This window comes from Streptococcus agalactiae (assembly GCF_949788565.1).
Classification (GTDB): domain Bacteria; phylum Bacillota; class Bacilli; order Lactobacillales; family Streptococcaceae; genus Streptococcus; species Streptococcus agalactiae.
Genome location: NZ_OX460931.1, coordinates 848,445 through 862,093, shown reverse-complemented (window position 1 = coordinate 862,093; position 13,649 = coordinate 848,445). Strand labels below are relative to the sequence as shown.

Here is a 13,649-nt window from a genome sequence, read left to right as displayed (position 1 = left end):
TTACTTACCACCTTTCATTTGTTTTTTAGGTTTAATAACATACTCAATAATGTAATGGACACCTACGAAGAAGATGATTGAAGCTGTTACAACTTTAATTAACTCAGGTGGAATACCTGCAATGTTCATACCAGGCGCACCAACACTTAGAACACCAAATAGAAATGCTGCAAATAAAATACCTATTGGACTATTCGCTGCGAGTAGGCTTACTGCCATACCGTCAAAGCCAATAGCTAACGAGGATGGCTGTACAAATACATTCTCAAATGTACCTAATCCTTCAACAACACCACCAAGTCCTGCAAAAGCTCCAGAAATAATCATTGATAGAATAATTGTACGCTTTGCAGACATACCAGCGTACTCACTAGCATTTGGATTTAAGCCAACTGAACGAATTTCAAATCCAAGCGTTGTTTTATTTAATAGGAACCAAACTAACACAACTGCAATAATAGCAATGAAGATACCAATATTGATACGTGAATTATTCGTTAAACTAGATAACCAATCTGTCTGGTATGATGCATTGGCAGAAACATATACACTCGAGTCACTTGTACGCATAATGCTTTTTGGGAAAACACGTTGTACAATAGCATTTCCTGAATAAAGAACAATATAGTTCATCATAATAGTTACAATAACTTCACTTGTTCCAAGATATGCTCTGAGAATACCTGGAATAGCTCCAGTGATTCCCCCAGCAACGATACCAATAATAATAGTACAAAGAATCATTGCTGGACGTGGCATATCTGGGTGTGAAAGAGCGAACCAACCTGCGGCAATCCATCCTGATAAAGCTTGCCCTGGAAGTCCAATATTAAAGAAACCTGCACGACTGGCAACTGAGAAACCTAGAGCAATTAAAATTAATGGTCCCATTGCACGGAAAATTTCACCAATATTTTTTATACTACCGAATGCTGTTTGGAACAATCCCTCATAACCCCAAAGTGGATCATAACCAAATATCAGCATAATAATAGCTCCTAGAATGATTCCTAGTACAACTGAAATCAGAGGAACTGCAATTTTTTGCGCCTTCTTAGACATCTCTCTCCTCCTTTTCAATTTTTCCACCAGCCATCAAAATACCCAATTCTTGCTTGTTGGTTTGGTCGGGTTTAACAATTCCTTGAATTTTACCATCATGAATAACTGCAATACGATCTGATAAGTTTAAGATTTCATCTAACTCAAAGCTAACTACTAAGACCGCTTTCCCTTTATCGCGCTCTTCAATCAAACGTTTATGAATATACTCGATAGCACCAACATCTAGACCACGAGTCGGTTGGCTAACAATGAGTAGGTCTGGATCGCGATCCACTTCACGAGCAATAATAGCTTTTTGTTGGTTACCACCAGAAAATCCTCTTGCTAAAACATGTTCACCAGCACCACGCACATCAAATTCTGTCATTAATTGACGAGCATACTCTTTAATTTTAGCAAAATTAAGAATACCTTTATGACTCAATGGCTCTTTATAATAAGTTTGTAAAGCTAAATTTTCTGCCATCGTCATATCTAAAACCAAACCATCTCTATGACGGTCTTCTGGGACATGACCTACACTTAATTCTGTAATTTGTCGACTTGAAAATTTTGTGACATCTTTACCTTTAATTACAATTTGACCAGAAGTTACCTTTCTTAAGCCTGTAATAGCTTGAATTAATTCACTTTGTCCATTACCATCAATACCAGCTATACCTACAATTTCACCTGCCCGAACATCTAACGACAGATTTTTAACAGCTAGAACGCCGCCTCTATTTTCTTCTACAACTAAATCCTTTACAGAAAGGATTATGTCAGTCGGATTAGCTTCCTTTTTTTCAGTTCTGAAGGAAACAGATCGTCCAACCATCATTTCCGCCAGTTGTTGAGAACTTGCGCCTGCAACGGGGACTGTTTCAATACTTTTACCACGGCGAATCACAGTAACTTTATCAGCAACTGCCCGAATTTCATCCAATTTATGGGTAATTAATATAATGGATTTGCCTTCTTTAACAAGGCTCTTCATAATTGTCATCAATTCTTTTATTTCTGATGGTGTAAGCACCGCCGTCGGCTCATCAAAAATTAAAATATCTGCACCGCGATAAAGTGTCTTCAAAATTTCAACACGCTGCTGTGCTCCTACAGAAATATCAGATATTTTAGCATTTGGATTTACTGACAAACCATATTTCTCTGATAGTTCCTTTATTTCTTTAGCTGCTGTCTTAATGTCTAAAACACCATTTTGGGTGGTTTCATTTCCTAGAACAATATTTTCAGCTACAGTAAATGCTTCAACAAGCATGAAATGCTGATGTACCATACCAATCCCCAATTGTGACGATTTGGAAGGTGAATCAATAGTTACAGGCTGACCATTAATAAAAATTTGACCGTCTGTTGGTTCTAGTAAACCTGCTAACATGTTCATTAAAGTTGATTTTCCTGCACCGTTTTCGCCAAGCAGAGCATGTATCTCACCTTTTTCAACCGTCAAATTGATATGATCATTTGCCACAAAATCACCGAATTTCTTAGTGATTTCTTTCATTTCAATGACATTCTGTGTCATGTGGTTCTCCCTTTCAGAAAAATTCATTTATAGTTCAGTAAAATCCACCAACCTTTAACGATTGATGGATTTTACTGAGATATAAGTTTATCTCAGCTTCAAAAAAGCGATTTCTAATCGCTTTTTTGAAAGTTCTTAAAGATATTATTTGCTAGGAACTTTGATATCTCCTGAAATAATTTTAGCTTTAGCCTCTTTAATCGCTTTAACGGCGTCATCTGAAAGGTTTGTAGTTGCTATATCAACTCCACCATCCTTCAAACCATAAGTTGTTACATTACCACCTGGGAATTTACCTTTACTTGTTTTAGTAGCAATCAATTCAACTGATTTTCCAACTTCTTTAATTGATGAAGCCAAAACAAAGTTAGAAGCCTTACCATCTTTAGAAGTATACTTACCTTCTGCTGCTTGGTCACGGTCTACACCTAATACCCAAACTTTGTCAGCTTCTTTTAAAGATTCATTGCGTGATTTTGCTTCACTGAATACACCTGCACCAGTTCCACCAGCTACTTGATAAACAATATCTGCGCCAGAAGCATATTGTGCGGCTGCAATTGTCTTACCCTTAGCAGCATCACCGAATGAACCAGCATAGTCAACTTTAATTTTAATTGATTTATCAACTGATTTGACACCTGCTTCAAAACCTTTTTCAAAACGGGTAATAACCTCAGATTCCATACCACCTACAAAGCCAACTGTTTTTGTTTTGGTAGTTTTAGCGGCTGCAATACCTGCTAAGTAAGCTGATTCATTATCCGCAAAGACAACACTTGCAACATTATCTTTCCCTTTAATAACATCATCAACGATGACGTAATTAACATCTTTGTTATTGTCTGCTGCTTTATCAATAGCATCATGAAGAGAAAATCCAATACCGAAAATCAATTTATAACCACTAGACACAGCTGTATCTAAGTTAGTTGCATAATCAGATTCACTTGCCGATTGGAAATAGTCAAAACCAGCTCCTTTTTTAAGGCCATTCTTCTTGCCCCAAGCTTGCATACCTTCCCAACCAGATTGGTTAAATGATTTATCATCAACACCACCGGTATCTGTTACCATTGCAACCTTCAAGCTATCTGATTTACCACCAGATTTAGAAGCACCACGATGTCCACATGCAGCTAAACTAAGTACTGCAATCGAAGCCAAGCCGATCCCGGCAATTTTTTTGTTCATGAAATGAACCCTCCTAAAAAACTTAATATTTAAGCTAAATGCTTAAAAGAGCAACTGATTTAAATTATTTTAAATCAACAAACGAGTATGGTAACAACTCACCGACCGTCGTCTCGACCGTCTTACCATTTTTAGCAATCAATGTAACTTTAGCATTCTTATTAAAAAATTCCACCATCACTTGACGGCATGCACCGCAAGGAGAAATTGGCTCTTCAGTATTTCCATAAATAGCAATTTCCGAAAAATCTTTATAACCTTCTGAAACAGCTTTAAAAATTGCAGTACGCTCAGCACAGTTTGCTAATCCATAACTGATATTTTCAACGTTACATCCTGTAAATATTTTTCCTTCTGCTGTACGCAATGCTGCGCCTACTGGAAATTTCGAGTAAGGAACGTATGCATTTTCACTCGCTTTTATAGCCAATTTTTTCAACTCTATATTTTCCATTTTTAGTAGCTGCACCTTTCGCTTCATAATGTTTACTGGCAAAATTTTTAGAACACGTTTATTATCTTCTTATCAAACACAGAAGTATTTATTATTGAGTAACCAAGTCTTGTGGTTTCATTAGTCTTGGTATTTTAGCTGAATCTATTTTACCATTTTTTTTAGATAATGTAAGTAGTTTTTTATAATTTTCAGAATAAAAAGCAGAATTCTTTTTATCTTATACGGAATTTAAAGAAAACATTTTTAGAGAAAACCTTTCCAAAAAATAATACGATAGTTATTATCCGAACTATTTATTGTTTTTACGCTTTAGGGATATCATTTAGACTTTTTCACTTCTCAATATATAATATCCCTTATCTTTTTTTAAAATATCGCAATTACCAAAAGTATCTAGCATTTTAGCTTTTGCACTTGGAGCGCCTTGTTTCTTTTGAATGACAATGGTAAGGCTACCGCCTGTATTAAGGTAACAGATACTTTCTTCGATAATAGAATGAACAACTTGCTTTCCAGCACGAATAGGTGGGTTGCTTATAATATAGTCGAAAGTTTTAGAAATATTTTCATAAATGTTTGACTGAAAGACTTCAACTACTACTCCATTGCGTGTTGCATTTTTCTTAGCTAATTCCAATGCTCTCGTATTAATGTCAACCATAGTCGCTTTAACTCCTTGCACTTTGGCTAGGGAAATTCCCAGCGGACCGTATCCACACCCAAGATCTAACAAGGATTTATTTTTTTCAAAATGTAAACTACTTAGAAGGACTTGACTACCATAATCTATCATTCTTTTAGAGAAAACTCCTGCATCAGTTAAAAAACTGAATGATTCTCCTAATAATTTGACATTTAGCTCATGAATATCATGTTCAACATTAGGATTCTCTGTATAATACATATTAGCCATAAATAATTCTAACCCTCCAATTTCGCCATATTATTTTACCATATTTTGAAACGGTTTTCAATCACTCAATAAAATGTTATAATAGCTTTCATATAGGAGTTTGACATGAATAATGAATTTATTAATTTCGACCGTATTTCCAGAGAAAATTGGAAGGACTTACATCAGCAATCCCAAGCTTTACTAACTGAAAAAGAGCTTGAATCTATCAAAAGCTTAAACGATAATATTAATATTCAAGATGTTATTGACATCTACCTTCCTTTAATTAACCTTATTCAAATCTATAAACGTAGTCAAGAAAATTTATCTTTTTCTAAAGCAATATTTCTTAAAAAGGAAAATTATCAACGTCCTTTTATTATCGGCATATCAGGGTCAGTTGCTGTTGGAAAATCAACTACCAGTCGCTTACTACAATTACTAATTTCACGAACTTTTAAAGATAGTCACGTCGAATTAGTCACTACTGATGGCTTTTTATATCCTAACGAGAAACTCATACAAAATGGAATTTTAAACCGTAAAGGTTTCCCGGAATCCTATGATATGGAGTCACTTCTAAATTTCTTAGATACTATAAAGAACGGTATAACCGCGAAAATCCCAATTTATTCTCATGAAATCTACGATATCGTTCCAAATCAATTGCAAACAATTGAAACACCAGATTTTTTAATTTTAGAAGGAATAAATGTCTTTCAAAACCAACAAAACCATCGACTTTACATGAATGATTATTTTGATTTTTCAATATACATTGATGCTGAAAATAAACAAATTGAAGAATGGTATTTACAACGATTTAACAGTCTTCTACAATTAGCCGAAGCAGACCCTAGTAATTACTATCATAAATTCACACAAATACCGCCACATAAAGCTATGGAACTAGCTAAAGATATTTGGAAAACTATTAATTTAGTCAACCTTGAAAAATATATAGAACCAACCAGAAATAGGGCTGATTTTATTATTCATAAAGGGAAACATCATAAAATTGATGAAATTTATCTCAAAAAGTGATAAAGGGTTGCCAAAAATCACTTAATTAGATATACTTATATAGTTAGATTAATATGGAGGTGAAAACATTGGCAAATATTAAATCAGCTATCAAACGCGCTGAACTTAACGTTAAACAAAACGAAAAAAACTCAGCACAAAAATCAGCTATGCGTACTGCTATTAAAGCATTTGAAGCTAACCCATCAGAAGAACTTTACCGCGCTGCTTCTTCAAGCATCGACAAAGCTGCTTCTAAAGGTTTAATTCACACAAACAAAGCAAGCCGCGATAAAGCACGTCTTGCAACTAAACTTGGTTAATTAACCTAGAAAACATCGGATATATCGATGTTTTTTTATTTAATTTTTTCGTAGAATAAAAGACTAGGAGAAATTCCTAGTCTTTTATTCTTTACTATAAACATCTTCACCAAACCATTTGTAAGAGATTTTTTGAAATTTCCCCTTATTATGAAGCTGTTTGAAAGCTTTGTTAATCTTTTCAATTAGTCTACGATCAACTTTGCGAGCTCCTACTACAAAATTTTCTCCTTGATAAGCAGTTTTAACAAAATAATAAGCTTTTATATTTCCTTCTTGCTTTAAATAATAGTTAGCATAAACTTCATCAATCAAAAGACCATCAATACGGTTATTTTTTAAATCAATCAAAGCCTGAGTGAAAGTATCGTATTGAACTGCTTCTTTTCCTTTTACAAACTTTTTTAAAATGTCAGGTTTAGCATTAAAAGCATCAAAACCAGATGAACCCGACTGGGCTCCTAGTTTTTTCCCCTTCATATCCTTAATACTATTAATATGTGATGAAGTTTTAGTAACAATTACTTGATGATTATTCATATATGGGTTTGTAAAAGCGACTTTTTTAGCACGTTCTGCCGTTTTTGAATAACCATTCCAAATAAGGTCTATATTACCATTATTGAGTTCAGTTTCCTTCATATCCCAGTTAATAGGCTGCCATTTCACTGAAATACCGTATTCTTTAAAAACAGCATTAGCTAAATCAATATCAAAGCCGGTATAGTCACCAGAACGACTTTCAAATCCCATAGGAACAAAAGTATTATCAAATCCAATAGTAATTTTCTTTTCCTTTTGATAATGTTCCCAATTATCAATACCAGCCATTTCCTTATTAGACATACCACATGCTGATAATATAATCATAAATAATCCAAATATAATGGTTAATAATATATTTTTGTGAGTCAACAATCTACCCCCAAGTCTACTTAGGATTAATTTTGAGAATCGTATCAGATATACTTTCAGCAAATTGAAGATCATGTGTTACTACAATTTGTGTCATACCTGTTTCTCTATTTTGTAAAATTAGTTTTTCTACTTCTTGACGCAACTCTGGATCAAGAGCGCTAGTTGGCTCATCATAACCAATAATCTGTGGATCAATCATCATCGCACGAGCTAGTGCGACACGTTGCTTTTGCCCCCCAGATAATGAAAATGGATAGACTAAAGCATGGTCTTTAAGTCCCAAGCGTTCAAGTAATACTAAGGCTTTTTCTTTAGCAAGTTCTTTTGATAATCCCATCGTTTTAACTGGAGAGAGAATCAAATTATCTAATACTGTTAAATGTGGGAATAATTGAAAGTCTTGGAAGACGAATCCTAAAAGATTTAGTGTTTCCAAATGATCAACAGATACTTCTTTACCATCGTGAACAATAGTCCCTGAATCAATCTTTTCCAGTCCAGCTAACATACGTAATAGTGTTGTTTTTCCACCTCCAGAAGGTCCTACTAAAGAGAGAATTTTACCTTCTTCTACAGTCAGATTGAAATCTTTGAAGATTTCTTTTTGCCCATAGCATTTAGAAATATTTTTTAATTCTAACATCGTCCCTCCTTATTTATAGTAGTTAAAACGCTTTTCAACTTGTTTAGATAAAATAGTTAAAAGACCAATTAATAATAGATAAATACCACCTGCTATAAACATTGGTGCAAGTGTTGCATCCCTATTTGCTGCTGTCTTACTTTCTAGAAGTAAGTCGCCCACACCAAGTATGTAAACCAATGAGGAATCTTTCACTAAAGTAATCGTTTCATTGAAAACACTCGGTAAGACTATTTTGAAGACTTGAGGTAATACTATGTACCAAACCGTTTGAAACTTAGAAAACTTTAATACCTTTGCAGCTTCATATTGCCCTTTAGGAATAGACTCAATACCTCCTCGAAAAATCTCTGCAAAATAAGCTGCATAATTCATCGTAAAAGCAATAATCGCAGCTGGCATACGATCAAAAGAAATCCCTACACTTGGTAAAAAGTAATAAAAAAAGATAAGCTGTAATAACAGAGGCGTGCCTCGCATAATCCAAATATAAGTTGTCAGTAGCCATTGAAGCGGCTTAAAATGAACTTTCATTAGGAAGGCTACAACAATACCAAGTGGAATTGATAAACAAATAACAATAAAGAAAACTTGCAATGTTACTTGCGCACCTACTAATAAGCTAGGTAAGATTTCTAAAATATAAGACATGGTCCCCCCTAAATAAAAAATAGATGTTCTCATTATATCAAAATTCAAACCAATGTCATAGAGCTTTTTTAATAAAAATGCATGAAATCAAGTCATATTCAAAAAGCAATTGACTGTTGCCAATTGCCTGAAAGCTATTTTTTTACAAACTCAGATTTTAGTTTCATAGCTCCAAAACCATCAATTTTACAATCGATATTATGATCGCCATCAACTAAACGAATATTTTTAACACGAGTGCCTTGCTTAATATCCTTAGGCGCTCCTTTTACTTTTAAATCCTTAATAACTGTCACAGTATCTCCATCTGATAAGCGAGTTCCATTGCTATCCAATACAATTAAACCTATTTCTTCTTCGACTTCTTCTGGATTCCACTCGTAAGCACATTCTGGACAAACCAGTAAAATACCGTCTTCATAGACATATTCAGAGTTACACTTAGGGCAATTTGGTAATGACATTTTTCTCTCCTTAAATTAATTAATAAAATAGTCAGCAAGTAACATTCTAACTGATTATAGGCTTCTTGACAATAGGAAAAAGCCTATTTCCTTCAAAAATAGGCTTTTTTACAATTTTTAATATTTTGTAGTTAATATTAGCGTATTTTAGTATAACGAGTCTATTCAACAGTTACAGCTTTTGCCAAATTACGTGGTTTGTCAACATCTAAACCACGTTGTAATGAAGCATAGTAAGCAATTAATTGAGTCGGAATAACCATTGAAATGGCTGATAAGAATGGGTGAACTTTATTAACAATAATATCATCACCTTCACGTTCCAACCCTTCTTCTACAATAATCAAAGCATTTGCTCCGCGAGAAACAACTTCTTGGATATTTCCACGAGTATGCGCTGCAATAGTTGAATCAGCAGATATTAAAGCAATAACAGGAGTATTGTCTTCAATCAACGAAATTGTACCATGTTTTAATTCACCTGCAGCAAAACCTTCTGTCTGAATATAAGAAATCTCTTTTAGCTTCAGTGCAGCCTCCATTGTAACATAATAGTCGTTACCACGACCAATGTAGAAGGCATTACGTGTCGAGATTAACAACTGCTCTACCTTCTCAGAGATAACATCTTTTTCTGATAAGGTCGCTTCAATTGATTGTGCTACAATTGACAATTCATGAACCAAATCAAAATCTTTTGCTTCTGCCTTACCATTTGCTTCTCCTACCGCTTTTGCTAAGAAAGCTAACGTTGCAACTTGAGCAGTATATGCTTTTGTAGAAGCAACAGCGATTTCAGGTCCTGCATGAATGAGCATCGTATAGGTTGCTTCACGAGAAAGTGTTGAGCCAGGCACATTTGTTATAGTTAAACTAGGGATTCCCATTTCGTTTGCTTTAACTAAAACTTGTCTACTATCTGCTGTTTCTCCCGATTGACTAAGTAAAATAAACATTGGCTTCTTACTCAAAAGTGGCATGTTGTAACCCCATTCTGAAGAAACTCCAAGTTCAACAGGTGTATCAGTTAATTTTTCGATCATGGTCTTAGCAGCAAAACCAGCATGATATGACGTTCCTGCAGCCAATATGTAAAGACGATCTGCTTCTTGGACTGATTTTATAATATCAGAATCCACATTCATATCTCCAGATTCGTTCGCATAAGTTGAAATCAACTTACGCATCACAGTTGGTTGCTCATCAATTTCTTTAAGCATGTAGAATGGATAAGTCCCCTTACCAATATCTGATAAGTCAAGCTCTGCTGTGTAGCTACCACGTTCAATGACATTACCATCATAATCTTGAACTTCAACGCTATCTTTTTTAACAATAACGAGTTCTTTATCGTGGATTTCCATATATTCACTTGTCTCACGTATCATAGCCATGGCATCTGAACACACCATATTATAACCATTTCCCAAACCTATTAGAAGAGGTGATTTATTCTTAGCTACGTAAATCGTATCAGCGTCTTGAGAATCAATAAGAGCAAATGCGTATGATCCTTCTATAATATGTAAGGCTTTTTTAAAGGCTTCAAGCACTGATAAGTTATCTTCTTCAACAAAGTGTTCAACTAAATGAATAGCTATTTCTGTATCAGTTTCACCCTTGAGGTTATGTTTTGTTAAGTAAGTTTCTTTAATTTGAAGGTAATTTTCAATAACACCATTGTGTACCAATACAAAACGACCAGATCCTGAAGTGTGAGGATGTGCATTTCCTTCAGTAGGTTTACCATGGGTTGCCCAACGTGTATGACCGATACCTGTCGTACCACTAACAGAATCTCCTACTTTTGCCTGAAGCTCCGCGATTCGACCGACTGACTTCACAAGTTGACTTTTGTTATCACCCACTACAAAAATACCTGCTGAGTCATATCCTCGGTATTCTAGCTTCTCTAAGCCTTGAATTAAAATATCCGTTGCATTTGTATTTCCAACTACACCTACGATACCACACATATTATTGTTACCAATAAGAGCTTTCTCTTATACTTTCTATCTAAACTTTCTTTTTAAATTGGTATATATTAATATATACCGTTAAAAAGTAACAAAAACAGTATATAATTAATGTTTTTGTTTGTCAATAAAAAAATTGGTATAGTCTTTTTGGTTTTCTGTGATAACGAGATAAACGCTATCAAAAATTCTGTCTATCTTAAAAAAATATATTTCTTAGCCATTTTATTACATAAAAAGAATGGTATCAAATAATACCATTCTTTTACTACTCTGATGCTGTAAAACCAAATTCACTTAGAGGGTATACTTTAAAGGTAATAACACCACGAATATCTTTCTCTTTGATTAATCCAAATTTTCGACTATCATTTTTATTTTGTCGATTATCATTTAACACAAGATAAGAACCCTTAGGAACTCTGCTTTCTTTATTTCGTGTTAATGTTTCAACTGAGAAGTCGGAAGTAAAGGGCATTTGACCATCTTTCTTTTCAGAATAAGCATTTTTCATTTTTTCAATGTAAGGCTCATCCTTGAAAACATCATTCAAATATAAAATATCATCCATTACCCTCACTTTTTGATTTGGCTCACCAATAACACGACTAATATAGAAAATCTTTCCAACCTTATAGACAATAAAGTCTTTGTACTTAGGCGTCCTATTACGATTAACAACAACAACATCTCCGTTGCTAAAATAAGAATTTGTAGCATCCTTATGTACTTTAAAGGTTGCAAAAACAAAATATCTCAAGAGAATCAAAATCAATACAGCAATCAATGCTAAAATAATATTTCTAATAAAATCGCGTTTAACCATAACTACTCCTAATCTTTTTTCCATTATATCATGTTTTCATAGATAAAAAAAGGAGGGTAATTATTAATATCATATCCTATTCTAGTCACAATAATCGAATAATAAAAAGCAAAACATATAAAAAACCCATTATTTAAGGTATTCTTAAATAATAGGTTTGAATTCAAAAATTATTTAACAGTACGAACACGCATTGTGTTAGTTCCACCTGTACCTACAGGAACACCTGCAACGATAACGATATTATCGCCTGATTCAACAAGTCCTGCTTCAAGTGCTACACGTTCTGCAACCTCAAACATATCATCTGTAGATGCTGGTTTGTCTGCAAGGACAGGGATAACACCCCAGTTAATCATCAATGAACGTTGTACTTTTTCATCAAATGTAACAGCCAAAATGTCTGCATCTGGACGGAATTTAGAAATGGCACGAGCTGTATTACCTGTTTCAGTAATAGTTACAACAAGTTTGATATCCATTGAGTGTGTTGCATCTTTAACCGCAGATGCAATAACATCAGTTTTGTTATTACGTGGGAATGCAGATGAGTCTAAGCGACCATACTCATTGAGCAATGTTTGAGCATTTTTATCAATAGTAGCCATTGTACGAACTGACTCAACTGGGTATTTACCATTAGCTGACTCACCTGAAAGCATTGTAGCATCAGTACCATCAATAACAGCATTGAAGACATCAGATACTTCTGAACGAGTCGCACGTGGTTTATCAGTCATTGTTTCAAGCATATTTGTTGCTGTAATAACTGCTTTACCAGCTGCATTAACTTTAGTAATGATCATTTTTTGGTAAACTGGAACCATTTCAAATGGAACTTCGATACCCATATCACCACGAGCAATCATAATACCATCTGCTGCTTCGATAATCTCATCAATATTATCGATACCTTGTTGATTTTCAATTTTAGCAAACAACTTAACGTGTCCATTGCCAGTTTCTTCACAAATAGCACGAACTTCATTAACATCTTTAGCAGTACGTACAAATGAGATAGCAATAAAGTTAAGTCCTTGCTCAAGTCCAAAACGGATATCAGCATTATCGCGTTCTGCAAGTGCTGGGAAAGGAATTTTAGTATAAGGGATGTTTACACCTTTTTGTTTACCAATAAGGCCATCATTCTCAACAACTACTTCAAATTCACGAGTGTCTTTATCTTTTGCAAACACAGTAAGACCTAGTTTACCATCATCAACAAGGATTTGCTTACCAACTTCAACGTCATCAAAGATGTCAAGTCCACCAGCAACATTCAATGCAATCACTTCTGGAGTTGATTTGATACCTTGCTTAGTAGCAACACGTAATTTTGTACCTGTTGTATATGAATGGAAATCTGCACCATCTTCAAAAAGTTCTGTACGAATTTCAGGTCCTTTAGTATCAAGGAGGAAGCCAACTTTTTGTCCTGCAATCTCTTCTGCTTTACGAACAGTAGCCATACGAGCTCCTTGCTCAGCATGATCTCCATGTGAGAAGTTGAAACGGAAAACGTTAGCACCTTCTTTAATCAATTGAGCAATTTTTTCTGCTGAAGCTTCTACGTCAAGGCTTTCACCCCAGTATCCAGACTCACCAAACTTCTTACCACCACGGAATTCTACCGCAGGACCAAGTGTTGCAACGATTTTTACGCGTTTATTCATAATAATTTATGAGCTC

14 protein-coding genes are annotated in these 13,649 nt (G+C 34.6%); 2 read left to right on the top strand and 12 right to left on the bottom strand.

The genetic code is table 11. The features are described from left to right. From QOR44_RS04455 to QOR44_RS04435, 5 genes are all read right to left on the bottom strand, one after another. Entirely contained in the window at positions 1-1,062 is a 1,062-nt protein-coding gene (locus QOR44_RS04455) for an ABC transporter permease (RefSeq protein ID WP_000036988.1), read from the bottom strand. Beyond that, positions 1,055-2,590, bottom strand: a complete 1,536-nt coding sequence (locus QOR44_RS04450) for an ABC transporter ATP-binding protein (RefSeq protein ID WP_000193235.1) — start codon at positions 2,588-2,590, stop codon at positions 1,055-1,057. Before QOR44_RS04450 ends, QOR44_RS04455 begins: the two co-directional genes overlap by 8 nt. A 144-nt stretch (positions 2,591-2,734) precedes the next feature. Beyond that, positions 2,735-3,784, bottom strand: coding sequence for a BMP family lipoprotein (locus QOR44_RS04445; protein WP_001034779.1), 1,050 nt, complete (start codon positions 3,782-3,784; stop codon positions 2,735-2,737). 64 nt (positions 3,785-3,848) lie between these two features. After that, on the bottom strand, positions 3,849-4,238 hold the full coding sequence (locus QOR44_RS04440; RefSeq protein ID WP_001883519.1) for a cytidine deaminase: 390 nt from the start codon (positions 4,236-4,238) through the stop codon (positions 3,849-3,851). Positions 4,239-4,563: 325 nt separating this feature from the next. After that, the gene (locus QOR44_RS04435) at positions 4,564-5,154 is read right to left on the bottom strand and encodes a class I SAM-dependent methyltransferase (protein ID WP_000002665.1); all 591 of its coding nucleotides are present in this window, start codon (positions 5,152-5,154) and stop codon (positions 4,564-4,566) included. A gap of 105 nt (positions 5,155-5,259) precedes the next feature. On the opposite strand from QOR44_RS04435, the gene coaA reads away from it, so the two are divergent. Both coaA and rpsT read left to right on the top strand, forming a co-directional pair. Further along, positions 5,260-6,180, top strand: coding sequence for a type I pantothenate kinase (gene coaA, locus QOR44_RS04430; RefSeq protein WP_001058331.1), 921 nt, complete (start codon positions 5,260-5,262; stop codon positions 6,178-6,180). 53 nt (positions 6,181-6,233) lie between these two features. Further along, positions 6,234-6,482 (top strand): 30S ribosomal protein S20, encoded by a 249-nt coding sequence (gene rpsT, locus QOR44_RS04425; protein WP_001872296.1) that lies wholly within the window; start codon positions 6,234-6,236, stop codon positions 6,480-6,482. 84 nt (positions 6,483-6,566) lie between these two features. On the opposite strand, the gene QOR44_RS04420 is transcribed toward rpsT, so the two are convergent. The 7 genes from QOR44_RS04420 to pyk all read right to left on the bottom strand — a co-directional run bounded on the left by QOR44_RS04420 (position 6,567) and on the right by pyk (position 13,633). Then, positions 6,567-7,400, bottom strand: coding sequence for an amino acid ABC transporter substrate-binding protein (locus QOR44_RS04420; protein WP_000955379.1), 834 nt, complete (start codon positions 7,398-7,400; stop codon positions 6,567-6,569). Positions 7,401-7,413: 13 nt separating this feature from the next. After that, positions 7,414-8,043, bottom strand: coding sequence for an amino acid ABC transporter ATP-binding protein (locus QOR44_RS04415; protein WP_000891276.1), 630 nt, complete (start codon positions 8,041-8,043; stop codon positions 7,414-7,416). Between the two features lie 9 nt (positions 8,044-8,052). Continuing rightward, positions 8,053-8,694, bottom strand: coding sequence for an amino acid ABC transporter permease (locus QOR44_RS04410; protein ID WP_000120401.1), 642 nt, complete (start codon positions 8,692-8,694; stop codon positions 8,053-8,055). Positions 8,695-8,828: 134 nt separating this feature from the next. Further along, positions 8,829-9,158 (bottom strand): zinc ribbon domain-containing protein YjdM, encoded by a 330-nt coding sequence (locus QOR44_RS04405; protein ID WP_000056779.1) that lies wholly within the window; start codon positions 9,156-9,158, stop codon positions 8,829-8,831. Positions 9,159-9,319: 161 nt separating this feature from the next. Then, a complete protein-coding gene (gene glmS, locus QOR44_RS04400; RefSeq protein WP_000334317.1) occupies positions 9,320-11,134 on the bottom strand; it encodes a glutamine--fructose-6-phosphate transaminase (isomerizing) in 1,815 nt (604 codons plus the stop codon). Positions 11,135-11,402: 268 nt separating this feature from the next. Beyond that, entirely contained in the window at positions 11,403-11,960 is a 558-nt protein-coding gene (gene lepB, locus QOR44_RS04395; RefSeq protein ID WP_000240773.1) for a signal peptidase I, read from the bottom strand. Positions 11,961-12,130: 170 nt separating this feature from the next. After that, positions 12,131-13,633, bottom strand: a complete 1,503-nt coding sequence (gene pyk, locus QOR44_RS04390) for a pyruvate kinase (RefSeq protein WP_001042782.1) — start codon at positions 13,631-13,633, stop codon at positions 12,131-12,133. Positions 13,634-13,649 lie beyond the last annotated feature (16 nt).

What these genes read in the sequence shown, in the direction of transcription:
- rpsT (WP_001872296.1), top strand. Translation starts at nt 6,234, where the DNA reads ATGGAGGTGAAAACATTGGCAAATATTAAATCAGCTATCAAACGCGCT.
- QOR44_RS04445 (WP_001034779.1), bottom strand. Translation starts at nt 3,784, where the DNA reads ATGAACAAAAAAATTGCCGGGATCGGCTTGGCTTCGATTGCAGTACTT.
- QOR44_RS04435 (WP_000002665.1), bottom strand. Translation starts at nt 5,154, where the DNA reads ATGGCTAATATGTATTATACAGAGAATCCTAATGTTGAACATGATATT.
- QOR44_RS04440 (WP_001883519.1), bottom strand. Translation starts at nt 4,238, where the DNA reads ATGGAAAATATAGAGTTGAAAAAATTGGCTATAAAAGCGAGTGAAAAT.
- coaA (WP_001058331.1), top strand. Translation starts at nt 5,260, where the DNA reads ATGAATAATGAATTTATTAATTTCGACCGTATTTCCAGAGAAAATTGG.
- QOR44_RS04455 (WP_000036988.1), bottom strand. Translation starts at nt 1,062, where the DNA reads ATGTCTAAGAAGGCGCAAAAAATTGCAGTTCCTCTGATTTCAGTTGTA.
- QOR44_RS04450 (WP_000193235.1), bottom strand. Translation starts at nt 2,590, where the DNA reads ATGACACAGAATGTCATTGAAATGAAAGAAATCACTAAGAAATTCGGT.
- lepB (WP_000240773.1), bottom strand. Translation starts at nt 11,960, where the DNA reads ATGGTTAAACGCGATTTTATTAGAAATATTATTTTAGCATTGATTGCT.
- glmS (WP_000334317.1), bottom strand. Translation starts at nt 11,134, where the DNA reads ATGTGTGGTATCGTAGGTGTAGTTGGAAATACAAATGCAACGGATATT.
- QOR44_RS04405 (WP_000056779.1), bottom strand. Translation starts at nt 9,158, where the DNA reads ATGTCATTACCAAATTGCCCTAAGTGTAACTCTGAATATGTCTATGAA.
- QOR44_RS04415 (WP_000891276.1), bottom strand. Translation starts at nt 8,043, where the DNA reads ATGTTAGAATTAAAAAATATTTCTAAATGCTATGGGCAAAAAGAAATC.
- QOR44_RS04410 (WP_000120401.1), bottom strand. Translation starts at nt 8,694, where the DNA reads ATGTCTTATATTTTAGAAATCTTACCTAGCTTATTAGTAGGTGCGCAA.
- pyk (WP_001042782.1), bottom strand. Translation starts at nt 13,633, where the DNA reads ATGAATAAACGCGTAAAAATCGTTGCAACACTTGGTCCTGCGGTAGAA.